This window comes from Ferrimicrobium acidiphilum DSM 19497 (assembly GCF_000949255.1).
Lineage (GTDB): Bacteria > Actinomycetota > Acidimicrobiia > Acidimicrobiales > Acidimicrobiaceae > Ferrimicrobium > Ferrimicrobium acidiphilum.
Window position 1 is genome coordinate 1 of sequence record NZ_JXUW01000040.1, and the last position, 22,094, is coordinate 22,094.

The 22,094-nt window shown below is 55.2% G+C and carries 17 protein-coding genes and 1 pseudogene; 11 read left to right on the top strand and 7 right to left on the bottom strand.

Annotated features, from left to right (window positions below; all coding sequences use genetic code 11):
• A partial coding sequence (locus tag FEAC_RS13125) for a Druantia anti-phage system protein DruA (protein ID WP_052566444.1) occupies nucleotides 1–834 on the bottom strand: 834 nt, incomplete at its 3' end.
• A gap of 157 nt (nucleotides 835–991) precedes the next feature.
• Between FEAC_RS13125 and FEAC_RS13130 the strand changes: the two genes are divergently transcribed.
• The 5 genes from FEAC_RS13130 to FEAC_RS13150 all read left to right on the top strand — a co-directional run bounded on the left by FEAC_RS13130 (nucleotide 992) and on the right by FEAC_RS13150 (nucleotide 5,657).
• Nucleotides 992–1,171 carry a hypothetical protein gene (locus FEAC_RS13130; RefSeq protein WP_052566445.1) on the top strand — a complete coding sequence of 60 codons (180 nt, stop codon included), beginning with the start codon at nucleotides 992–994 and terminating at the stop codon, nucleotides 1,169–1,171.
• Nucleotides 1,171–1,896, top strand: coding sequence for an ABC transporter permease (locus FEAC_RS13135; protein ID WP_035391407.1), 726 nt, complete (start codon nucleotides 1,171–1,173; stop codon nucleotides 1,894–1,896). The genes FEAC_RS13130 and FEAC_RS13135 overlap by 1 nt, the downstream gene beginning before the upstream one ends.
• 249 nt (nucleotides 1,897–2,145) lie before the next feature.
• A complete protein-coding gene (locus tag FEAC_RS13140) occupies nucleotides 2,146–2,748 on the top strand; it encodes an MBL fold metallo-hydrolase (protein ID WP_081901246.1) in 603 nt (200 codons plus the stop codon).
• A gap of 61 nt (nucleotides 2,749–2,809) precedes the next feature.
• Nucleotides 2,810–4,216 (top strand): M20/M25/M40 family metallo-hydrolase, encoded by a 1,407-nt coding sequence (locus tag FEAC_RS13145; protein ID WP_035391405.1) that lies wholly within the window; start codon nucleotides 2,810–2,812, stop codon nucleotides 4,214–4,216.
• Between the two features lie 163 nt (nucleotides 4,217–4,379).
• Nucleotides 4,380–5,657: a cytochrome P450 gene (locus FEAC_RS13150; RefSeq protein WP_035391403.1), complete on the top strand. Its 1,278-nt coding sequence runs from the start codon at nucleotides 4,380–4,382 to the stop codon at nucleotides 5,655–5,657.
• 7 nt (nucleotides 5,658–5,664) lie between these two features.
• Here the strand turns inward: FEAC_RS13150 and FEAC_RS13155 are convergent, their stop codons facing one another.
• Both FEAC_RS13155 and aspS read right to left on the bottom strand, forming a co-directional pair.
• Nucleotides 5,665–6,798 carry an AAA family ATPase gene (locus tag FEAC_RS13155; RefSeq protein ID WP_052566446.1) on the bottom strand — a complete coding sequence of 378 codons (1,134 nt, stop codon included), beginning with the start codon at nucleotides 6,796–6,798 and terminating at the stop codon, nucleotides 5,665–5,667.
• Nucleotides 6,799–6,800: 2 nt separating this feature from the next.
• The gene (gene aspS / locus FEAC_RS13160; RefSeq protein WP_052566449.1) at nucleotides 6,801–8,570 is read right to left on the bottom strand and encodes an aspartate--tRNA ligase; all 1,770 of its coding nucleotides are present in this window, start codon (nucleotides 8,568–8,570) and stop codon (nucleotides 6,801–6,803) included.
• Nucleotides 8,571–9,040: 470 nt separating this feature from the next.
• On the opposite strand from aspS, the gene FEAC_RS13165 reads away from it, so the two are divergent.
• On the top strand, nucleotides 9,041–9,472 hold the full coding sequence (locus tag FEAC_RS13165; protein WP_035391400.1) for an OsmC family peroxiredoxin: 432 nt from the start codon (nucleotides 9,041–9,043) through the stop codon (nucleotides 9,470–9,472).
• Nucleotides 9,473–9,637: 165 nt separating this feature from the next.
• Here FEAC_RS13165 and FEAC_RS13170 read toward each other — a convergent pair whose 3' ends face one another.
• The 3 genes and pseudogenes from FEAC_RS13170 to FEAC_RS13180 all read right to left on the bottom strand — a co-directional run bounded on the left by FEAC_RS13170 (nucleotide 9,638) and on the right by FEAC_RS13180 (nucleotide 13,702).
• The gene (locus FEAC_RS13170; protein ID WP_035391399.1) at nucleotides 9,638–11,134 is read right to left on the bottom strand and encodes a serine hydrolase domain-containing protein; all 1,497 of its coding nucleotides are present in this window, start codon (nucleotides 11,132–11,134) and stop codon (nucleotides 9,638–9,640) included.
• Nucleotides 11,135–11,370: 236 nt separating this feature from the next.
• A pseudogene (locus tag FEAC_RS13175) lies at nucleotides 11,371–12,002 on the bottom strand (IS607 family transposase).
• A 131-nt stretch (nucleotides 12,003–12,133) separates the two neighbouring features.
• Nucleotides 12,134–13,702, bottom strand: a complete 1,569-nt coding sequence (locus tag FEAC_RS13180; RefSeq protein WP_052566451.1) for an HRDC domain-containing protein — start codon at nucleotides 13,700–13,702, stop codon at nucleotides 12,134–12,136.
• 368 nt (nucleotides 13,703–14,070) lie between these two features.
• Between FEAC_RS13180 and FEAC_RS13185 the strand changes: the two genes are divergently transcribed.
• The 5 genes from FEAC_RS13185 (at nucleotide 14,071) to FEAC_RS13205 (ending at nucleotide 21,223) form a co-directional block, all read left to right on the top strand.
• Nucleotides 14,071–14,601 carry a Fur family transcriptional regulator gene (locus FEAC_RS13185; protein WP_081901245.1) on the top strand — a complete coding sequence of 177 codons (531 nt, stop codon included), beginning with the start codon at nucleotides 14,071–14,073 and terminating at the stop codon, nucleotides 14,599–14,601.
• Entirely contained in the window at nucleotides 14,591–16,792 is a 2,202-nt protein-coding gene (gene katG, locus FEAC_RS13190; RefSeq protein WP_035391397.1) for a catalase/peroxidase HPI, read from the top strand. The genes FEAC_RS13185 and katG overlap by 11 nt, the downstream gene beginning before the upstream one ends.
• Nucleotides 16,793–17,234: 442 nt before the next feature.
• Entirely contained in the window at nucleotides 17,235–18,443 is a 1,209-nt protein-coding gene (locus tag FEAC_RS13195; protein ID WP_052566454.1) for an MFS transporter, read from the top strand.
• A 312-nt stretch (nucleotides 18,444–18,755) separates the two neighbouring features.
• On the top strand, nucleotides 18,756–19,859 hold the full coding sequence (locus FEAC_RS13200) for a DUF58 domain-containing protein (RefSeq protein ID WP_035391395.1): 1,104 nt from the start codon (nucleotides 18,756–18,758) through the stop codon (nucleotides 19,857–19,859).
• Nucleotides 19,856–21,223, top strand: a complete 1,368-nt coding sequence (locus tag FEAC_RS13205) for a transglutaminase TgpA family protein (RefSeq protein WP_035391393.1) — start codon at nucleotides 19,856–19,858, stop codon at nucleotides 21,221–21,223. The genes FEAC_RS13200 and FEAC_RS13205 overlap by 4 nt, the downstream gene beginning before the upstream one ends.
• A gap of 3 nt (nucleotides 21,224–21,226) precedes the next feature.
• Here the strand turns inward: FEAC_RS13205 and FEAC_RS13210 are convergent.
• Nucleotides 21,227–22,094: ISL3 family transposase (locus FEAC_RS13210; protein ID WP_082055666.1), on the bottom strand; the 868-nt coding region annotated here is incomplete at its 5' end.

Here is a 22,094-nt window from a genome sequence, read left to right on the forward strand (position 1 = left end):
AACCCGAACCCAGTTAGCGGCCTTGTAACAGGTGCCGGCATAGCGGCCGACATCGACGAAGGTCTCGAGCAGTACCGGGGCGTAGCCATAACGCTCAACCCAGTGCCCTGGCAGGGCTCGTGCAACAGCACCAAGTAGGTGAGAGGCGAGATGAGGAACCCGCACCCAGGGCAGGATCAAGTAACGAGGGTTTCCCACTACCAGATGCAGGCGCTGCCTTCTCGTCTTGGCGTCCCAGCCAATGAAGGTGTCCCGATCTTGGAGTGCCCACGCAGCTGCGCCAAAGCCAATAGCACCGAGAAGTCGGCCGTTGGAAATAGCGAGGTAACGTAGTTGAGCACCGGAGGCGCGGGTGTAGCCGAGATAGTGGAAGCGTCCGATGAGCTCATTCCATGTTGCGGAGTCAGAGCGGGTATCGACCTTAACAAGTGAGACAGAGTCGAGCTCGCCAAGCGAGCAGGCCAGCACGGGGCCCTCTTCGATCGTTGCCTCCAGGTGCCTCCTAGGAACTGGCTGTGGCCCTGTGGGTGCAGGTAGGGTAATAAGTCCGTCGGCCGCCATCTTGGCGAGTGCGACCCTCGCTGACATATCCTTTAACCCACCGTCTGGCTTTGTCCACCCAAGGGATCGACAGAGCGCCCGCGAGATTGATGCCCGGGTAGGATACGCCGGGTCCAAACAGAGGGTGCGCACTATCTCCATCTCCACCTCGGTGAACTCCCGGCCAACATAGCGGTAAAGAGAACCGTCTGCGCTCTTCGATGCCTGCCTACTGTTAGCCGCCACGCTCTCGGTGACGATACTCTCGCTGGATGATTGCCCGATCTCGTTCACAGCACCAAAGCTACAAGACTTTCTAGCGTGTGTCCAGCCGGGGGAGCCTTCACTACCGGCATCCGCTAGAACGTATGCAACCAGAGCCCGACTGCACCTTGGACGTTCCTCGGACAGAGACACAACGAAGCTGCTGTCCGAGACGCGCTACGAACCCTTGAACCGCTTCGCCCTAGCGACCGAGAAACACTTCCCTCGCAGCTTCACCCGACCGACTCTCGGTGGTGACCTGAATAGTTACCTCCTAGATAGCTATCAGACGCTCACTGATATAGAGGTAACGGGGGGCAGCCTTGAGGAGGCCTTTGTAGAGCTGACACGAGAAGAGGCCAACTGATGGGTTTGATCTACGTCCGCTACGAGCTACTCCGCACGCTTCGAAACCGTAGGTTCGTCATCTTCTCGTTTGTGTTTCCACTCGTCCTCTATCTCGCCTTCACCTCGGCCGATCGGCATGCGAAAGTCGGTGGCGTCCCGTTCCCACTCTATTACATGATCGCGATGGCGGGCTTTGGCGCGCTGATCGCTGCGATCTCTATCGGGCCAAGGATCTCTGCCGAACGCCAGATGGGTTGGACACGCCAGATGCGGATCACCCCGTTGCCGACGTGGTACTACTTTACGGCAAAGATCATTGCTGGCTATGCGATCGCCTGCCTAACACTGATCATCTTGTACATAGCCGGGCTGGCATTTGGTGTCCAGCTCAGTGTGATTCACTGGTTGTTGATGACGGGACTCTTTCTTGTCGGACTCCTACCGTTCACGATCCTCGGTGTTATGCTTGGCCATCTCCTCAAACCCGACTCGATGGGACCCGTGACCGGTGGGGTGTCTACCCTCTTCCTCCTGATAGGTGGCGGCTTTGGCAATATTGGAGGCCACGGCCTCCTCCATAAGATCTTTGAACTCATCCCCTCCTATTGGTTGATCAGAGCTGGTGCGGTCTCGCTTGGTGGATCCCCATGGACACTTGAGGGATGGCTGGTAATTGTGTTATGGACTGCTGCCTTTGCGTTCTTGGCTCGTCTGGTCTATCTGCGTGACACCGTACGGTTGTGACGTGTTTATCGCTGAAGCTGTTTGATCGATGGATGAGCATTGCGGTACTTTAGCTGTGCTAGGACTCCTCTAGGTCTCAGTATCCCATCTGGCCAACGTTGGGTGGTATAGCTGTCACTGTTAGCAGTGAATTGTGCCAGTGTAAGTGGTCGACCGGTCTCGATTTCGTAAGACGACGGATCTCTCTTTTCTACTGGTTACGATCTCAGACGGGGATTACACAACGGAATGCGAAGCTCTGAGGGTTAGATGGAGGAAGGTTTGCAACGTTTTGGTGTCTTGGGTGAACAGTGCCTGTGTCTGATTGTCCATGTTGGCACGCTCGAGCCTGGGGTTACAGGCACGGTCCTGATGCTGCTTGAGGAGGACAAGGTGGTCGTCGTTGATCCGGGCATGGTTCCCTCCAAAGAGACAATACTCGGACCGATGGCGAGCATAGGGATTGGCCCAGAGAAGGTGACTGAAGTGGTCCTGAGCCATCATCATCTTGACCATACCTTTCATGTCGCCCTCTTTGAGCGAGCAAATGTGCACGATTATCATGCTATTTATCGAGGAGATGAGTGGACGAGCCGTCCCGGGGAGGGGTATCGAATCTCCCCAAATGTGAAGCTTCTCGAGACCCCTGGGCACACTCAAGAGGAGGTGAGTATCGCGATATCGACGAGCGACGGCCTCTGTGTGTACACCCATTTATGGTGGACAGAGGATGGACCGCTGGAGGATCCCTATGCGCCGAGCGCAGATCAGTTGCGGAGTTCGCGTCTTCGTGTCCTTGCTATGAATCCTGATTGGATCATTCCTGGCCATGGTCGGCCGTTTCGCCCTCAAACCAGGCCAGTGGTGGTCTAGAGCTAGCGGCTATATAGACATGGCTGGCCGTCTGTCAGGGGACCGGTAGGGTACATTGGTCATGGAGTCTTTACGCACAAATCTTGAGTCCGCAATTCGAAGCGACGTAGTTCCGCTGCTGATCAACTACGGATCCATCCCCTGCCTGTCCCCGGCGTTCGATCGTGACTGGGCGGCGAGCGGCCATCTCGAACGCGCCTTGGTGCTCTATCAGGACTGGATCGGAACACGCAACATTCCCGGGCTCACCAGCTATATTCAGCGGATCGATGGACGCACCCCGTTGTTGGTGATCGATGTTCCTGCGAGCGACGAGAAACAAGGAGATGCTGTACTCCTCTACGGTCATCTGGACAAACAGCCGGCCACTGACGCCTGGTCCGATGGACTCGATCCATTCCAGAGTAAGTTAGTTCAAGATAACCTCTTTGGGCGAGGGATGGTAGACGATGGGTACGCAGCTCCTCTCGTTATCGCTGTCATTGAGGAGTTGGCCAGGCAAGGCGTTCCCTACCCACACTGCGTTCTCATTGTCGAGGCTTGTGAAGAGAGTGGGAGCCCCGACCTCGATGCGCATCTCGAACAGCTTCTGCCAACTATCGGTGAGGTCCGTCTCGTAGTCTGCCTCGACGCGGGAGGCTTGGATTTTAAGCGACTGTGGGTGACCTCATCCCTACGCGGTAATCTTGTGATCTCGGCGAAGGTCACCGTGCTCGAGAACGGAGTGCACTCAGGTGAAGCTGGAGGGGTGGTCCCGTCCTCGTTTCGCATCTTACGCACGTTGCTCTCGCGGATTGAGGATCAGGAGACCGGCGCAATATTGCCGGAGTTTCTTCAAGTTGACATCCCATCGTTCCATAGCCAGCAGGCCGAGAAGTTGTCGCGCGAACTGGGTGATCCATTGGCGGCGTTGTTCCCGATGGCTGGTGATACCCGGCTGATGGGGAGAGATGGCGCTGACAGGTTGCTGAACCAGACGTGGCGTCCATCGCTCTCGTTCATCGGGATTGACGGTGTGCCTTCTGTGGCTGGAGGAGGAAACGTACTTCGCCCCTTCACGACCGGCAAGATCTCACTTCGGCTTCCACCGACGGTTGATGCCAAGCTCGCGCAGGACCGTCTCGTGGAGCTTCTGTCTAGCCAAATACCGTATGGGGCCGACGTTGAGATCGATGCAGAGGAACCAGCGCAAGGGTGGGTAGCCAAGGATCCGAGTCCTTGGCTGGCCCAAGCACTAGACGAGGGGTCGAGGTCAGGGTATGGTGAGCCGGCTGCATTCTGCGGCGAGGGGGGCTCGATTCCTTTCATGGCCACCCTAGGAGAGCACTTCCCAAACGCCGACTTTGTCGCCACTGGGGCACTTGGACCCGGCAGCAATGCTCATGGTCCCGATGAATCCCTCTATCTCCCTGCGGCCATCGGAGTCGCGACCACGCTAGCTCATGTGCTCGAGGCCGCCTCGAGATAGATGTTAACTATGGTTTTGCCGAAGGTTCTGAAGCTGCCGAAGGATCTGGGTGTGATTTCTGTAGCTCGTTAGCCGCACGTGCGTTCAAAAGTTCGCTAACCTAGCTAGACGGTTAGGACTAGCCTGGAGTGGAGAACGCGTCATTAGCGAGGTGAGGTGCAACATGTCCCTAGGCGGTTGGTTCCAGCCCATTGAAGAGCTTTCTCTCGATGAGATCGATCTGTCAGATCTTGAGTTTTGGCGGCTGCCCCACCAGGTGCGGGAGGGCGCGTTCCGTAGCTTGCGCCAGCGCCGTCCGGTGGCTAGATTTCCAATACCGGAGTGGCTGCTCACGGAGGAGACTGAGTCAGGATCGTATCATGCCATCATGCGCTATAGCGACGTGCTATCCGCTTCTAGGGATCCGGAGACGTTCGCTTCGGGTAGAGGAGCTGTGTCGATTATCGATTTGCCGGAGGAGTTTTTGGAGTTCTTTGGTTCGCTGATCAACACCGATGATCCACGCCACGCCCACCTACGCCGAGTGGTTATGCGAGCCTTTACTCCGCGAAGGATTGAACGTTTGGACGCTGAAATTGGAGTGGTGGCGCACCGGCTTGTTGAGAACGCGAGAGACCTTGGTCAGTTTGATTTCGTCGATGCTATCGCAGCGCCTCTGCCATTGCGTATTATCGGTGAGATCATGGGGATCCCCGAGGAGTATGACCAGTTTGTCCTTGAGCGATCGCAACGCATTCTGGGAGCGCTCGATCCCGAGTTTGTTGCGCCCGAGATGAGCCCAGATGAGTCGATTCTCACCGCCGCCCTTGAGTTGAGCGAATTCATGGGTGATCTCGCTGGGAGACAGCATCGGGATGATGAAGTTATCGGAGCGTTGCTAGCCGCTGATGTGGACGGGGCTGCACTCTCTCCGAGCGAGTTGGCCTCCTTCTTCATTCTCCTTTTGGTTGCAGGCAACGAGACGACCCGAAATGCATTGAGTGCTGGCATGATGGCCCTCGCGGAGTTTCGCAGTGTGCGTGACGAACTTATAGCAGGGCCGAGTGCAGATCGGTTGTCGCGTGCTGCTGATGAGATCGTGCGATTAGCGTCTCCGGTTGTCTGGATGCGTCGTACGCTTACACGTCCAGCAGTCTTGTCGGGGGTGTCACTTGACGTCGGCGATAGGGTCCTGTTAATGTACCCGTCGGCGAACCGGGACGAGACGGTCTTTGAGGATCCGTATCGATTGTCACTCGACAGCAACGCCGCTCGCCATCTGGGTTTTGGCGGTTACGGACCACATCACTGTCTTGGTGCCCACCTTGCACGTGCCGAGATCGTTGCTGTCCTTCGGGAGGTCTTGGCCTTGATGCCAGCATATGACTTAACAGGAGAACCAGAGATGTTGGTCTCGAATTTCATTGCTGGTGTAAAGCGGCTGCCTATGAGAGCAGGTTGATAGCCGGTTAGGCTCTGGCAGTTGGCGGTGAGTAGCGCCCTTCGATGTGGGTGATGGAGCCACGTAGATGCTCTGGCACCGGCACTCGCTGCGATGCAGCTGCCCGCAGCATTGCGGCGTCAATGGCGTCAATGGCACGCCTCGATTTCGGAGCCTCAGAGAGATGCAAAACGGTGGCGGCTAGCACGATTCTAGCCTCAGGCATCCCAATTCTTTCGACACTTGTAAAGGTAGTGTTGGCGTAGAGAAGAGAATCTAGATGGTCTGGACCGATGTCCTCCGCTGCGAAAATGACTAGCCGTCGAGCGATGAAGCGTGGGTCTTCGCCTGCAACCAGGAGACGAGAGAGCCAATCGATGGCACCGGCTGTGTCTGAGGCGCGCATCGATTTAATGAGTGCTGAAGTCATCTCGTAATGTGATGATCTATCGATGCCAACCGATTCAGGGAGTGATGGCAAGGACTCGATGTGTCTAGACTCACCGTTTCGTCGTGTGGCCTCAATCGCCCTCTGGAGTATTCCTAGCGCAGAGCGAGCGTCTCCGTTGGCGTGGGTGATAATCGTCCCTATCGCCTCATCGCTGATTGACAATGCTTCGGTGGCTAGGGCATCGAGCAGCAATGTCCTCATCACCTGGTCATCTAGCGCTGCTAGCCGAATAACCTCGATTCTGGAGAGTAATGCAGGGCTCAAGCTCACATACGGGTTTTCGGTAGTGGCGCCGATGAGAGAGAAGTGGCCCTCTTCGACTGGGTTGAGCAGTGCATCCTGCTGAACCCGTGATAGCCGGTGGATCTCATCAATAAAGCAGACCGGCTCAGTTTCACCAAGATCGCGTAGGCGTTGACCGTTTGAAGCCAGTTCCTTTATGTCTTTTACGCCAAGCGTTGTGGCCGACAGTTGGATAAAGCGCGCCTTGCGCTCTGTGGCTAGCAACGAGCCAATTGTCGTCTTGCCGACGCCAGGAGGGCCAGCAAGGACGAGTGCAAATGGCGTGAGCCCATCGATGATTCGCCGCAGTACTCCATCGGTACCCCGGAGGTCATCGTGTCCACGGACTTCACTTAATGAGGTTGGACGCATTCGTGCAGCCAGAGGAACGCGTCGAGGATCGAGCTCCTGGCGGAATAGCTCGTCCATGCTTAGTCCTTGCTGCGAGCGGCTGGTCGTAGCCCGAGTTGGTTGAGGATTTCCTGATCAACCTGCTTGGGAGCCCCAGTCATGAGATCGGAACCACTCTGTGTCTTTGGGAAGGCTATGAGCTCTCGAATATTGTCCTCACCTGCAAGTAGCGCACTCAGTCTGTCTATGCCGAATGCAAAGCCACCGTGAGGCGGTGCACCATACTTGAAGGCATCAAGCAGGAAACCGAACCGCGATCGGGCGGTCTCCTCGTCGATACCGAGTACCTCAAAGATCTTCGACTGAATCGAGGAGGTGTGGATACGGATCGACCCTGATCCGAGTTCCCAGCCGTTCAAGACCAAATCATAGGATTGCGAGCGAACCGATAGTGGGTCGGTGTCAAGCAGGGCAAAGTCGTCTTCGTTCGGCATGGTGAAGGGGTGGTGAGCAGATACCGGCTTCCCAAACTCGTCGAGTCCTTCAAAGAGTGGGAAATCTATCACCCAGAAGAAGTCGAGTACGTCGTCGCTGGTCAGCTGCTTGCCCAGGCCAAGTCGGATCTGCCCAAGGACCGTGACTGCCTTCTCCCACTCGTCAGCCACCATTAGGATCGTATCCCCCGGCTGTGCCCCCAGCGTTGTGATCAGCTGCTCCTGCTCGTTGGGGGTCAAGAATTTGGAGACTGGAGAGTTGAGGCTGAGTTGACCGTCTGTCTCCTCGACACGTAGCCAGAGAAGCCCCTTTGCACCAAGCGTCTTCGCGCGATCGACGAGCTCGTCGAGGCGTGCTCGACTCAGAGGAAGTGGTGCGACCATCGCCTGGACACTGGTAGCGGTGAGTGCTTTGACGGTCGTGTCGGCAAAGATCGCAGTTACGTCGTGGAGTTCAGCACCGAAACGGCGATCGGGTTTGTCGGAACCGTAGCGATTCATGGCATCGTGCCACGTGATTGTGTCGATGTCGACAGTTGTCCCTGGACTCACTGCTTGGACCACCGCGATAATGGCGTGCGATATGAAGCGGTGAATGTCATGTTGAGTGACGAAGGATGCCTCTAGATCCAACTGAGTGAACTCGAACTGTCGATCTGCACGCAGATCTTCGTCACGCAGACAACGAGCTATCTGATAGTAACGGTCAAATCCAGCGACCATGAGTAGCTGCTTCGCGATCTGTGGCGATTGGGGCAGTACGTAGAAATTTTGGGGCTGTGTGCGTGAAGGAACGAGAAACTCGCGAGCCCCCTCAGGGGTGGGGGTCCATAGCAGTGGTGTCTCTATCTCTGTGAATCCCTGCTCCTCCATCGATCGCCGAATCGCGGAGTTCACCACGGAGCGAAGACGGAGATTGCGCTGCATGCGGGACCTTCGGAGATCGACATAGCGATAGCGCAGACGGGTCGCCTCATCGAGCTCTATTCGTTCATCGAGTGAGAACGGAATAGGTTCGGCCTCGGCAAGCACTCGCACGCTTGGGTCGCGAAGCTCGATCTGACCCGTGGAGATCTGATTGTTATCCGTTCCCTCTGGACGTTCGGTAACAGTTCCTGTGATCTGCACGACCCACTCTGGGTGGAGATTCTCGCTTCTTGGAACGACGCATTGGACGACTCCGGTATGGTCACGTACGTCAACAAATACAAGATGTTCTCCATGCTCGCGAATGCGATTGACCCAACCACAGATTTGGACAACCTCGCCGACCCTAGTCTCGTTCAGAGAGCCAGCGTATGCAGTTCGAAGTCCAGCTGGTTCAGGTATGGTAGAGCGATGATCGAAAGGTTGCATTGGACGAGTTCCTTCCCGAAGAACGGTAGTAGATCGACCTAACATCCTAAGGGCAGATAGCACGTCTTGGCGTAGCCGAGGCTCGTTGGTGCCCAGGCTTGCCTACCGGTATTGATACGGCTCTATTGATACGTTATCCATATAAGTGCAGAATGATTCTGAGCAGCCATCCACCTCGTAGGTAATCGCTGATCGTGTTGGACTCCTTATTGAAGCTAAGCGGTAGGTGTATGCGTGGGCGGGGTTGGCTTCTAACCCGTGGGTACGTATTCGCTCATCCAGATGAGTACGGCTACGATAAGTTTGCTCTGTGACGGTCAGGTCTCGAGATAACTTGGTACTCCAAAGATCATGAGGTAGGCCGAAAGGGTTGTGACGACCAGAGCGGAAACGTCCTCTTGGTTGCTTATAGCCAAGCGTCTCAGGGTAGGGTTAAGGTCTAGTGCAGGTGTCGAGAAGGAGGGGATGACATGCCAATACGAGAAGCACATACAAGCTGGAGCGGGTCTCTAGAGCAGGGTGTCGGGACGGTAGTTCTAACGAGTTCCGGAATCGGGAGCTATGAGGTCTCGTTCCCAAAACGAGCAGCCGAGAGTGCTGAAGGCGCGACGAGCCCAGAGGAGTTGATCGCGGCGGCACATACCTCGTGCTACGCCATGCAATTTTCAGCACTGCTTGGAGCGGCAGGCGGAGTCGATATTCACTTGGAAGTTGGTGCGAAGGTACATCTGGAACCCGACCCTGACGGTGGTTTCCACATTCCGCGGATCGAGCTGACGGTTGATGGGAGTGCCCAAGGCGTGGCGCAGGCCGAGTTTCACAAGATTGCTGAGGAGGCCAAGCGATCCTGCCCTGTTAGCAAGGCGCTATCGGGTACGCAGATCGAACTGATTGTCGTCTAAACTGACCGATGTTGGCGGTGTCCCTCGGCGTCGCACCGACGAGCTCAAGGTGGTAGGAAGTCGGAGGGGCTGACATCCCGTATTGGTTGTGGCGGTTAACGCTCAGGTCGATCCGAAGAAAGGGCTACGGTGGCGTACTCCTAGGGGCTACGGTGGCGCTGCTGGTTAGCCCACCTCGGATCGCGAGTCTTTAACGATCTGCAAGAATTGTAGTTTATGTGGCAACGTTGGTCCGAGCATTGCGTGGACAGTGAACGACCCGTGTTCACAATCCAGCGTCCAAGAGCCTCGCAGCTTCCCGGTCGCGATTATTGGCCCAACCGAGAGTAGGCGGCCATAGTGGTCGCGAAGTGTGGTGAAGTTTGGCGGCCTACGGTCATCGTCTCTGTCGAGAAGATAGGTGGCGAGAGCTACATCGCGGATCGACTGGTAGTTTTCTGGATCTTGATAGCTGGCGTTGACTGCGAGGTAAATCCTTTGGAGATCCTGAGACGGCTCTCGGGTTGGAGTCGTAACGAAGCCCTGCTCGACAAGGTACTCAAGCCCACGTCGCACCACATCGCTGAGAGGCGCATAGGTTCTGTTCGCGAGGGCTACCAGGCCGACGCCATAGTCGGGCAACCATTCCATCCGAGATCCAAAGCCAGGCAACCCTCCACTATGGCCCACGATCCTTCCGAGGCGACGATGATGGGCTATCATCAGGCCATAGCCATAACCTTGAGCGGTGACGTCGGGATCTGTCATCCGAGGGTGCGCCATGACTCTGTGAATGTCAGCCATCTCACGAAGGGTCGACGGTCGGATAGCTAGTGAAGCGCGTGGAGTCTGTTCGCTCCAAGCGTTCAGGTGAAGCGTTACCCACCGTGCGAGATCTTCGATCGTCGAACCAAGCCCACCCATTGGACCAAAGGCTCCATCTGCGAGTGAAGGTTCCAGCACCCATTGGTTGTCGCAAAGGCTATGCCCGGCGACGAGCCTGTCAGAATCCATGGTCTGTAGATCCCAGGTCGTTGAGGCCATAGCCAGTGGAGAAAATATATTCTCGGCTGCCATATCGGCAAGTGAGACCCCAGCGGCTCTCGTCGCGATTAATCCGAGCATGGCATAGCCAAGGTTGGAATATTCAAACGCAGTCGATGGTCGAAGGTCAAGTCCAATTCCGTTGCTAAGCATCGCCTGAAATACCTCTGGGGAGAGGGCCAACTGTCGATCTGCCCAAGGGTCGTCTTCGACTAAACCCGACGACATCGACAGGAGGTGTCGAATAGTAATCGGTGTTTCGATCTGGTCAAGCTGAGGATCGAACCGCAACTCGGTGATCCAGTCGCCTATTGGATCATCGAGACTGAGCTTGTGTTGGTCTCGCAAAAGGAGGACACAAAGCGCAGTGAAACTCTTAGTCATTGAGGCGATGCGAAAGACACTATCCTTGGAGAGTCCATGAGTGGAGGCCGATTCGCTGACCCCGTAGGCTCCGTGGTGGATGAGCCCACCACCGTCAACCAAGCCCCATACGAGCCCTGGAACCCTGTGCTCCTCTAGGAAGTTCATGAATAGATTATCTATAGATAAGAAACTCGTGGACAGTATCGGTCCGTTGTGTGAGGCAGCTAGATCCTCCGCGGCGTCGAACGGTCGAGGGTGTTGAAATTCTGACACACAAGCACCTTAACGGGTTGCGCGCTTAGGCTAGTCTCCGCTAGCTGCACAGCGGCGACTGTCGTGGCGCCGCGAGCTCCCTAGGTCTCAGTATCAGTGTGTGCGCGGATTGAAAAATAATTCAATGAGGGCGAGAAGACAGAGATGTTGAGTGACAACGTGGCTAGGCGTACCGTGCGCTTCATAGGAATCTAACCATAGGATGAGGCTCTGACATCGAAGGCTCGGACATCGGGTCATGGACTTACCTCTTTGGCTATCTCTTGAAGCCGTTCCATAACCTGTCTGTTCTTATCGCTTCTGGAGCCATATAGCCTGGCCGAGAATACGGTCACAATCTCGATAACATCATTGGCTAGCTAGGTCCTCTTCAAAGGTTGAGTCCTCACTAGCGTTGATAACGATTACCTCAACTCCGAAATACTCACAGAGGGAGAGGACAAGCTCTGACCCAAAACGAAGCAGTCTGTCCTTGTGACTGAGCACCAGTCGCCCAACCTCGCCAGAACAGATCCGAGATACGAGCGCCTTTAGTCCTCGTTTGCGATAGTTGAGTCCCGACCCTATATCCGAGATAACCTCATAGGCCCATCCGTTCACAGCGCAGTAGCTCTCCAAGAGAGCTACCTGGCGAACCAAGTCGTCCTTCTATCCACTGGTTGACACGCGAGCATAAGCAATGGTGGTCCTGGTAGATGGAGCCTTATGAGGCGCAATGGCACGAAGTTTAGCCAGGTCATAACGTCTTCTACCTCCCTGAGTGTGCACAGGAGGGTCAATACGTCCTTCTGTCTCCCATCGACGCAGCGTCATGGGGTGAACCCTGGAGTTCCTGTGCTGCTACTCCAATGGGGACCAACCTCGTCATATAAACTGACAGTAAACAACACTCAAGAGTGCTTAAATTGGAGGTATCTGTAGCGCAGCCCCTTCCATTGTTCAGCGTCATTTCTGTAACTCGTCAAGGAAATCTAGCTACGCCGACGATGGTGTGCCGGCCTAGCCAAAGAGCGAGTCCTGCGATGGTGCTGGGTGTAAGTAATTTGCGACGAGTGCCAGAATCGCTTCACCGTAACGAGCGACTCGTGCGGCACCCATCCCTTTAACTCGACGCAGTTCTGCGTTGGTTGTAGGGGTGCGCATTGCGATCTCGACGAGCGTGATGTCATGAGCAATTACGTAGGCTGGTACCCCATCCGCCCTCGCGCGATCGCGACGCCAGGTCTTTAGACGCAGCAGCAGATCCTGGTCGAGTTCGGCTGGTATCTGGTCCGACGGCGATTGCCCATCCGATTCGTCATCAACGATTAGGTCCTCCGTCTCGGCCCCAAGGCGGCTAGAAGCCTGGCGCACCGTTTGGTCAAAGTCAAAGATCGAGGGATGCAGCCTTAACGCCATCGAGTTGAGTCCCTTCAAGAATAACCCGTCGAGGGTGCGCAGACGGGAGAGGGCGACGTAGCCCATCCCAGGGGTGAAGCTTCTGGACAAGTCGATCTCTGCAGAGTCGAGACTCATCCCCTGACTCTTGTGTATAGTGATCGCCCACGCGAGTCGTAGCGGCAACTGCCGGATCTCAGCTTTGGTGACCCCGTCTTCTTCGAGCACCCATGAGTGAGGTTCAACTGTGATACGACGAGACGTCGCAGCTAGCTCGACCACCGGCCATGGACCAGACAGATCGATCACTCGCCCAAGCGAACCATTGGCGAAACGGAGATTCTGGTCGTTAGCCACGAACATCACCTCTGCGCCTACCTTGAGAGTTAGCTCTTCTGGTGCGAGAATTCCACGCTTCATCGGTTCTACTATGGTTTGAGCTCCTCGCACGTCCATGTTGTAGCTGTGAGGGGTTCCTGCGATGCGTGCGAGCCTCTCCGCATTCATGGAATCTACGTCGACGTTGTGGGAGTAGAGGTGTGTAGGTTTGAAGGCACCAGTGGGTTCTTTGCCGAGACGAGTTTTGAGTATGTCTAACTGGCTCTGTGAGAAGGATCCATCTCGCATCGCAGTGAGCACCTGCGAGAGAGCGTCACCAGATTGACGATGTTGCTCAGTTAGATAACACGCCTGCGGGTCTAGATCTCTCCATGCACTCGAGCGGAATGCGAAGTCGACCTGGTCTGACTCTCGATTGATCGGTGGCAACTGAAACATATCTCCGACCAGAACTAACTGCAAACCACCAAACGGCGCGTCGGTGCCGCGTATCGTCCGTGCAAGCTGGTCCAACATAGTGAGGAAACTGCCAGAGAGCATTGATATCTCATCAATAATGAGGGTGTCGGTCGTCAGGTAACGATGGACGAGTCGATCCTTTGAGGCAATCGCCTCTATGTCGCTCGTGTCAAGATGATCGCGGATGCCTACCCCAGACCATGAGTGAATCGTTTGACCGCCAATCTGGGTGGCAGCGATACCGGTAGAGGCAGTGACGGCGACGGCTGTGCCCCGCCGGGTGGCAAGTCTGACGAACTCTTTTAGCACATGTGATTTTCCCGCTCCTGGTGGACCTGTTAAAAAGACCGAGTCGCCACTGGCGAGCCGTGTGAGCGCTTGTGCTTGTCGCATGACTGAGACCTTACCAGCTGTATGAGCGGCATTACCCTACAGGCACACGCTCCTACATTGGCGGTAGCGGTAGTCCCTAATCCTCTGCCGACGACCCTGAGGCGTGAGAGAAGTGAGGTTGCCATCGCGGTAGAGATGCGGTGGGCTGGCTGCGGTGCCTGATGAAAGATTGCGACCAGGCATAGGTGAAGACTCCTAACTTAGCTTTCGCACTCCATAGCGCTGTTGATCCACCACACTGGTTTGACAACACCCAAGGTCTATCGAGGTCCGCGATGGAGACGGAGCCCTAACTGAGCGGGAGTTTGGAGAATTGATTCACCCTATTAAAGAATCTGGTCTATCATGGGTTGTCGGGGGATGTAACTATGGTGCAGAAGCGCGAAGATCTCGTGGAGCTTGTTCGTTCAGCTGGGCTGAGGATCACAGCGTCGCGGGTTGCGGTGTTGCTTGTGCTCTCTAGAAGCCCTCATGTGACGACCGATACGATTATCCGCGAGGTGAATGCTGAGCTTGGTTCGATATCGTCCCAAGCGGTCTATAACGTTCTTGCTGCGTTTGTTGCGGCTGGTTTGATACGCAGGGTTGAGCCGGCAGGCAGTGTCGCACTCTACGAACTTAGGGTTGCTGATAATCATCATCACGTCGTCTGTCGCAGGTGTGCTGCTGTCCGGGACGTTGATTGCGCGGTAGGGCGCCGCCCGTGCCTTACACCTGCGGACGCTCACGGATACCAGTTGGATGAGGCCGAGGTTACCTACTGGGGCATCTGTCCTTCGTGCCAAGAGGGTATGGAGAGTGGATCAAGAGACAACCGACAGAAGATGTCTAAGCATTACGGGTCGAAGCGCGAAGGCGCAAAGCCATTAGACCAGAGAGAGGATCGTTATGTCCGATAATGAAACAAACAATCAATGCCCAGTGCTTCACACTGCCACCGCGATAGGGAGCAGATCGAATCAGGACTGGTGGCCAAATCAGCTGAATCTCCGTGTTCTGAATCAGCACTCAGCGCAGTCGAACCCTATGGAGCCAGAATTTGCATATCGTGATGCGTGTGCGAATCTTGACGTTGACGCATTGAGGCGCGATATCTTCGAAGTATTGACGAACTCGCAAAGTTGGTGGCCCGCAGACTGGGGCCACTACGGACCATTTTTTATTCGGATGGCATGGCATGACGCTGGAACGTACCGAATCTCTGATGGACGTGGTGGTGCTGGTACCGGCAATCAGCGGTTCGCACCTATTAACAGCTGGCCTGATAATGCGAGCCTCGACAAAGCTCGTCGGTTGCTCTGGCCAGTCAAGCAGAAGTATGGCCGCAACCTTTCGTGGGCGGATCTCATCGTTTTTGCGGGTAACTGTGCGCTCGAATCGATGGGCTTTACCACCTTTGGCTTCGGCTTTGGTCGTGAAGATATCTGGGAGCCGGAGGAGGATGCCTATTGGGGTCCGGAGGAGACTTGGCTTGGAGACGAGAGGTACAGCGGAGATCGACAGCTAGCTAACCCCTTCGGCGCCGTCCAGATGGGGTTGATCTACGTCAACCCCGAGGGCCCAAACGGTGACCCTAATCCACTCGCTGCCGCCAAGGATATCAGAGAGACCTTTGCCCGTATGGCAATGAATGATATTGAGACCGTTGCATTGATCGCTGGCGGTCATACTTTTGGAAAGACTCACGGAGCAGTCCCCAATCCGGAGCAGTACATCGGACCCGAGCCCGAAGCTGCTCCCCTCGAGCAGCAAGGACTTGGTTGGAAGAACCTCTACGGAACCGGCAAGGGCGGCGATGCCTGGACAAGCGGCCTAGAGGGTATTTGGACAACTGAACCGGTAAAATGGGACAACGGATTCTTCGATAACCTGTTCCGTTATGACTGGGAGTTGACGACGAGTCCGTCGGGTGCCAAGCAGTGGATCCCTAGTGATCCCTCCGCTCAAAATGCAGTGCCCGACGCGCATGATCCAACCAAACGACATTTCCCGGTCATGCTCACCACCGACATCGCGTTGAAGATGGACCCGATATATGAGCCGATTGCACGGCGCTTCCATCAACAACCGGAGGAGTTTGCCAACGAGTTTGCCAAGGCTTGGTTTAAGTTGACGCACCGCGATATGGGGCCAGTGACGCGATATTTGGGCCCCCTGGTGCCTCCGGAGCCCCAGATCTGGCAGGATCCGATTCCAGCGGTCGACCACCAACTGGTTAGTGAAGCCGATATCGCGGTACTCAAGCGCATGCTGATCGAATCTGAACTCACCATTGCGGATTTGGTCTCAACTGCATGGGCGTCTGCGGTGACCTTCCGTGGTACTGATAAGCGTGGTGGCGCCAACGGTGCACGTATCAGGCTCGCGCCACAAAAGGATTGGGAGGTAAATAACCCCACTGAACTCGCGCGAGTTATCGGTGTCTTGGAGAGCATCCAGAGTAGGTTCAACGCCACCCAATCTGGTACAACGAAGATCTCACTCGCAGACCTGATCGTCCTCGGTGGCTGTGCAGGAATAGAACAGGCGGCACGAAACGCTGGCCATGAAGTAGTTGTTCCCTTTAATCCAGGGAGGATGGATGCACTAGCAGAACAGACGGATGCGGATTCATTTGCCCCGCTTGAACCGAAGTTTGATGGATTTCGTAACTTCCTTGCGGCGGATCAGAAGCTTCCAGCAGAGCATCTCTTGGTGGAGCGAGCCACGCTACTTACTTTGACCGCACCCGAGATGACGGTGTTGCTTGGTGGTATGCGAGTTTTGAACGCAAATGTTGCAAGATCATCGCATGGTGTCCTGACGGCTCGCCCCGAGGTGTTGAGCAATGACTTTTTCGTCAACCTCTTGGATATGGGGACTGAATGGAGACCATCAGCCGAGGCTGGCCAGATCTATGAGGGGTATGACCGGAAGTCAGGCGAACGTAAGTGGACCGCCACGGCAGTCGATCTGGTTTTTGGTGCCAACTCTCAACTCCGCGCCATTGCCGAGGTCTATGGGTGCGACGATGCACAAGACAAGTTTGTGACTGACTTCATTGCGGCCTGGAACAAGGTGATGAATCTTGATCGATTTGATCTGTCGTAATCATCCAAGCACTAAGTGTTCGACTCTTTGAGGTCGGTGGGAGGACGAGTAGTTTCAGTCGAGTACTCTGCACGCATTGGCCCACCTGCTGCCAGATGTTCGAGTGTATAGCATCGCCGCCTAACTGCTCTTGCAGCTCGCGTATCGGGGTTGGATTTAGCAAGCACTAGCTGAGTAACTCTGTGGTGAGTTGTTGTGCATTCGCTCCTCCGCTGTTGAGTCGCTGAACCTAGTTCGGAGTGTCTGTAACCCTCGCTTGCTTGCAAGGGTAGGCTGGATCATCCTGCATCGGCGACGGGATCGCCGTCAGTGGTTCGGGTTGAGGCGTGTTCGAGTCGCGCTTTGAGCTATCGGGAGATTTGCGAAAGTCTGGCATACCTGTGTCATTTTCTGAGCGCGCTTCAGTGAGCTCAGGTGCAACTGACGGGTTAGAGAGGGATGTATGAACGCGGAGCGAGCAGACGCAGGGTACCGAGCGAAGTTGTACCTAGTCGATGGAGTGCGAACTTTTGGTCTTGGGTTCTTCACAATCATCTTCGTTATTGCGGCTCGATCCGCTGGCATGGGTGCACTAGCTATCGGTATCCTCACGACGATCTCCGTGCTAGTCGGGATTTTCACTACACGTCTCGTGGATTGGGTAGTCCCGCGGTGGGGAAGCCGTATTCCATTCGCGTCAGCTGGCCTCTTGATGGCTGCGACCGGTGCTGTGCTGCTCATCTTCCCTGGAAGACTTGGCATATCGATGGCGGCTGTATTTGGCTTTCTACCTCCCCTTGGAGGTCAGTTTGTAGCGGTGGTCGTCGAAGGCTCGCTTGCGCATACCCCGGCAGCCCGACGTACGAAGGTTTTCGCGACCTACGGTCTGATCGTTACCTTGGCTGGTGCATCGGGATCCTTGTTTGCAGCGCTGCCTGGCTTCTTAGGTTTCGACACCTCCCAGAGTGTCTCTGTTCTGACGACATGCCTCGTCATCTTTGGTGCAGTTGTTCTGCTCGTTAGTTTTCTGCTGCCAGTGGATCACCTGCTTGGAGATTCTGCTGATCGCGAAGAGGAAGCGGGCGATCCGAGTGCAAGTCGCAAGGCCCTGGTGTACCGTCTTGCTCTTCTCTTTGTTGCCGATGCGGCAGGGAGTGGTATCGTAACCTCGACTCTAGTGCTCTACTGGCTACACGTTCACTTTCGCCTCGCGCTTCCCCAGTTGTCTCTGCTGTACTTCGGCATGGATATCTTGAGTGCGGTCTCTTATCCGCTTGCAGAGCGGATAGCTAGGAAAATTGGACTTCTCCATACCGCCGTCTTTACTCATATTCCTTCCAGCCTCCTCTTGATAGCCGTTCCGTTTGTGCCAAATGGTGCTGTCGCTGCGGCCTTCCTGCTTGCTAGAGCGCTCCTTGTTGAAATGGATGTTCCGACGCAAAAGAGTTATATTGCTTCGATCGTACCTCCGTCATTGCGTGCATTTGCGGTGAATAGAACGTCAATGGGGAGCCAGACAGGTGCGGCCATTGGCCCGATTATAGGTGGAGCCGCACTGTCTTCTCTAGGCAATGTGGCTCCGTTTTTTCTGGGAGGTGTGGTAAAGATCTCCTATGACATCACACTTTGGAGATCCTTTCGCCGGGTAAAGTCGGCCGAAAAACCCAGTTAGTGGGGTCAAGGTAGGCGTGGGGGGAGCTTTCATGCAGACCATGCATGGTCGTAATGGATCTGCGCGTTTGCTGAGTTCCATAGTAGAGTGGTCATTACAAGAAAAGTGGCGCCTGGACCCTACTACGCCGGCGCCTGGGTGGATGTGTCTCTAACCGTGACTTCCACTAGCTGGACCTGGCTACGTATCATCATCTTCGTTGATCGCTTGCAGTCTGCACAGGGTGGATAGTTCCATGCAACTGATTAAAACCTGAGCAAGCGCCGAAGGTTGCCGGCTCCTTTCTTCGGGCATTTGCTAACCTAAGTATCAATGGGTATTAGGTTCCGGGGGGTTGTAGTTGTCGCTGGAACCCTTGTATCCTTTTTGTTTGCGGTGGTGGCCGGTGGCTCGCTCGCGTGGCATTTGTTTGGCTTCCTAGTAGTTCTTCTCGCAATAGTTGCCTGCGGCCAAATAGGGCCACTTTCGAGAGTGGTCATTACAAGAAAAGTGGCGCCTGGACCCTACTACGCCGGCGCCTGGGTGGATGTGTCTCTAACCGTGACTTCCACTAGGTGGCCCTGGCTACATATCATCCTCGTTGATCGCTTGGAGTCTGCCCTGGGTGAGGAGAAACATAGATTCATCATTACTACGGTAGGGAGGCGAGTGCAGACGATCAATTATCGGATAGTTGACCTACGACGCGGCTCGCTTGATTTCAAGGGCATTACGTTCACTGTTAGTGATTTTTTTGGCATCTTTCAACGATCAGTTCATGTCGACGGGGATGCCGTAAGTCTGCGCATCTGGCCTGCGGTTTTGCTTCTCAGTCAGACCGAACTCAGCAGCTACCTCTGGCATGGCGAGCAACTCAACTCGCGCCAAACTCGAGAGGAGTTAACCCACCTGCAAGGCATTCGTGAATACGTCGCAGGAGACCGCCTGTCGCATGTGCATTGGAGGACATCGGCGCACACAGGCGATTTCAAGGTAAAGCACTTCGAGCCGGAGAACAGGGCGGAGTTTATCGTCTTGCTGGACAGCACTAAGCACTTTACGCCTACCGATTGGGAACTCGCCGTCTCGATCGCTGCATCCTTGGCACACAAAGCGTGTCGTTCACAGTTGATGTTTCGTGTTGTCGCCCTCGATCAATCGCTCAATCGCGCTCCGCCCTCTACCGGTCCAGGTGCTCTGGCCAGGATGATGGACTTCTTGAGCACCCTTCCCTACTGCGGGCAGGTTCTTGTGGACTCGATCGAACCTACTCGTTATGGCCGACACGTGTTGGTGATTAGCACCGCCGAGCGCCGAACCGCATGGCAGAGTATGGCCGAATCCATCGTCATCGTCGGTAGCGGAGGCATAACCAGTCTCCGCGATTGGAGAACGAGTCTTGGCTCGATATCAGAGCGGCCGCGAGTTTTTCGATGAATAGGTCGCTCCTGCTCGGTTTGTGGGCAACCGCCCTGTTGTGGCCTTTTGTTCACTCTGCAGGTTATGTAGACGCATCCTTTCTGGCTCTAACACCCTTACTGCTAGAGCTGGCTGAACATTGGACGCATTGGATACTTCGAATAATCCATTGGGCCATCGTCCTCTATCTCCAGCTTTGTCTCGCCTGGGGGTACTGGGTCTCGCCTCGCGCGATAGAAGTGGCCTTTGGTACAGTTTCTCATCAGCTAACGCTGCTCCCACCGAACCGATGGAGTCATATCAGCGCTCACGTTGGGACACCTTTGATATTGGTTGTTTCCCTGTTGGGCTGGCTACTATTCCGAGCCTGCCAAAGCTATGGCCGGGTGCTGGCGCTTATGGTCGCAGGCGTCGTTCTGATCTGTGTCGCTCACACGCTCTGGGATCTACCGGCCGAACTTCCTCTCGCGAGTTTTCTCATCGTGGGTCTTATCATTATGATCATCGCCCACCATGGCGAATTTGGTGTAACCAGCCGCGACGTCACCCGAAGGACCGTTGTGAATATGGTGGCTGCGATCGCGGTTCTCGTTCCATTGGTAGTCGGATTCGAACTCCCTGCTCGTCCGCCGTTTGACATTGGAGGATTCCTTGCCGGTCATCTCACCTCCTTCGGCGCCGGTTCGGCTACAACCGGATATGGGGCCGGCATCACCGAGGTCGATCATTCCTTGGTGCCGAGCCAGGCCCCGGTATTCGTCGTACACATTGACGCTCCGTACTACTGGCAGGCTGCTACCTACAACACATTCAACGGATTAGGTTGGTCCAACAAAGGTCCATCATCCACCTTCGAGCAGCTTGCTGGCGGAAGTGATGTCCCAATCCTCAGTCCGTACTTTGAGGGAAACCATGACTTCCACGTCAGTGCTGCGATTTCAGATGTCGGGCCACATCCACTAACCAACCTCTTTTACACGGGTTCGCCACTCAAGTTTTCTGTCACTTCCACCGTGCATACGAGGTCAGGCCGCATCGAGGTGCAGGGTGTGCGAAGTTACACCGTAAGCGCCTTGGAACCTCTCTACAACTTGGCGAGTCTGAAAAGGCTTGCCAACGGTGTCGTTCCTCGGAACTTGAGGGTCGACCTAGAGCTTCCCTCGAACCTGTCTCCACGAGTAAACCAGTTGGCAAAGCGTCTCGCCTCAGGGACTAGTGGACCATTCAATGTTGCGATGCTGATCAAGCAATATCTCGATACTCACTACCGCTATTCATACCAGGTCGGCACGACCACCCACAATATTGTAAACGAATTCTTGTTCGTGGATCGGCAAGGCTACTGTGATCAATTCTCGACATCATTTATCAGGCTCTATTGACATTCATGTGGATAAACTCGCCCTTTCATAGGGTAACTTCAAGTCAATCGGTCCACAAGCTAGCATCACCAGTGCGAGGGTAGCCTTGGCGGAGTGAAACCCATACGAGCGGGCAATGATGGAGCGAACTTTGGTGTTGAGTCCCTCGACCCTTCCATTGGATACCCCAAGTCTGATGGAGGCAAGTATCCCGTCTCGATGAGTTCGGATGGTCTTTGAGAGTCGGATGAAACTCGATAGTCGTGAGCGTGAGGCTCGCTTGCACCAGTGATCGAGCATCTCATTCACCTCGTCGATCTCGAGGTCACCAGCAAAGATCGCCCGTAAGGACTCCTTCATCTCATAAGCTCGCCATAGGGCTCCCCCTCGTTGTTTGATGGCTAAGAGGGCTAGTCCTTGACGCTTGGTTAGGGTTCCTGGATTCTTCAACAGTGCCCACCGTGCCCCGGCGAACTTACGGGCAAAGGTAGGAGAGGGAAGCTTTCTCATCTCCCGCCAGAGATCCTTGCGTACCTCCTCTAGGGCCTCGGTTCCCAACTTAACCACATGAAATGGATCGAGACAGATTTGGACGTTAGGTGCCTTCTCGCGGAAGGCCTTGGCAAAGGCTGGACCGAGATCCATGGTGGCTGCTTTGATCTTGGCAATCCGTTCTTCACCCAGGTCATCGAAGAATTCATCTAGGCTCTTGGCACTTTTCCCCTCTGCCCCGTAGACGATCTTGCCCGTCTCGTGATTGGTGACAAGCGTTAAGTAGTTGTGGTGTTTGCGATAACTGATCTCGTCAACCCCGAGAATGAAGAGGTCATCAAGACGGTTGGGATCGAGCTCTTCAGTGACGACTCGTTCACAGATCGTTCCTACCGTACGA

Bases quoted from the DNA above. Each gene is read 5' to 3' on its own strand.
- FEAC_RS13205 (WP_035391393.1), top strand. From the start codon at position 19,856: ATGAATAGGTCGCTCCTGCTCGGTTTGTGGGCAACCGCCCTGTTGTGG.
- FEAC_RS13155 (WP_052566446.1), bottom strand. From the start codon at position 6,798: ATGGACGAGCTATTCCGCCAGGAGCTCGATCCTCGACGCGTTCCTCTG.
- FEAC_RS13165 (WP_035391400.1), top strand. From the start codon at position 9,041: ATGCCAATACGAGAAGCACATACAAGCTGGAGCGGGTCTCTAGAGCAG.
- FEAC_RS13185 (WP_081901245.1), top strand. From the start codon at position 14,071: ATGGTGCAGAAGCGCGAAGATCTCGTGGAGCTTGTTCGTTCAGCTGGG.
- aspS (WP_052566449.1), bottom strand. From the start codon at position 8,570: ATGCAACCTTTCGATCATCGCTCTACCATACCTGAACCAGCTGGACTT.
- FEAC_RS13180 (WP_052566451.1), bottom strand. From the start codon at position 13,702: ATGCGACAAGCACAAGCGCTCACACGGCTCGCCAGTGGCGACTCGGTC.
- FEAC_RS13200 (WP_035391395.1), top strand. From the start codon at position 18,756: ATGGGTATTAGGTTCCGGGGGGTTGTAGTTGTCGCTGGAACCCTTGTA.
- katG (WP_035391397.1), top strand. From the start codon at position 14,591: ATGTCCGATAATGAAACAAACAATCAATGCCCAGTGCTTCACACTGCC.
- FEAC_RS13140 (WP_081901246.1), top strand. From the start codon at position 2,146: ATGGAGGAAGGTTTGCAACGTTTTGGTGTCTTGGGTGAACAGTGCCTG.
- FEAC_RS13135 (WP_035391407.1), top strand. From the start codon at position 1,171: ATGGGTTTGATCTACGTCCGCTACGAGCTACTCCGCACGCTTCGAAAC.
- FEAC_RS13145 (WP_035391405.1), top strand. From the start codon at position 2,810: ATGGAGTCTTTACGCACAAATCTTGAGTCCGCAATTCGAAGCGACGTA.
- FEAC_RS13150 (WP_035391403.1), top strand. From the start codon at position 4,380: ATGTCCCTAGGCGGTTGGTTCCAGCCCATTGAAGAGCTTTCTCTCGAT.
- FEAC_RS13195 (WP_052566454.1), top strand. From the start codon at position 17,235: ATGAACGCGGAGCGAGCAGACGCAGGGTACCGAGCGAAGTTGTACCTA.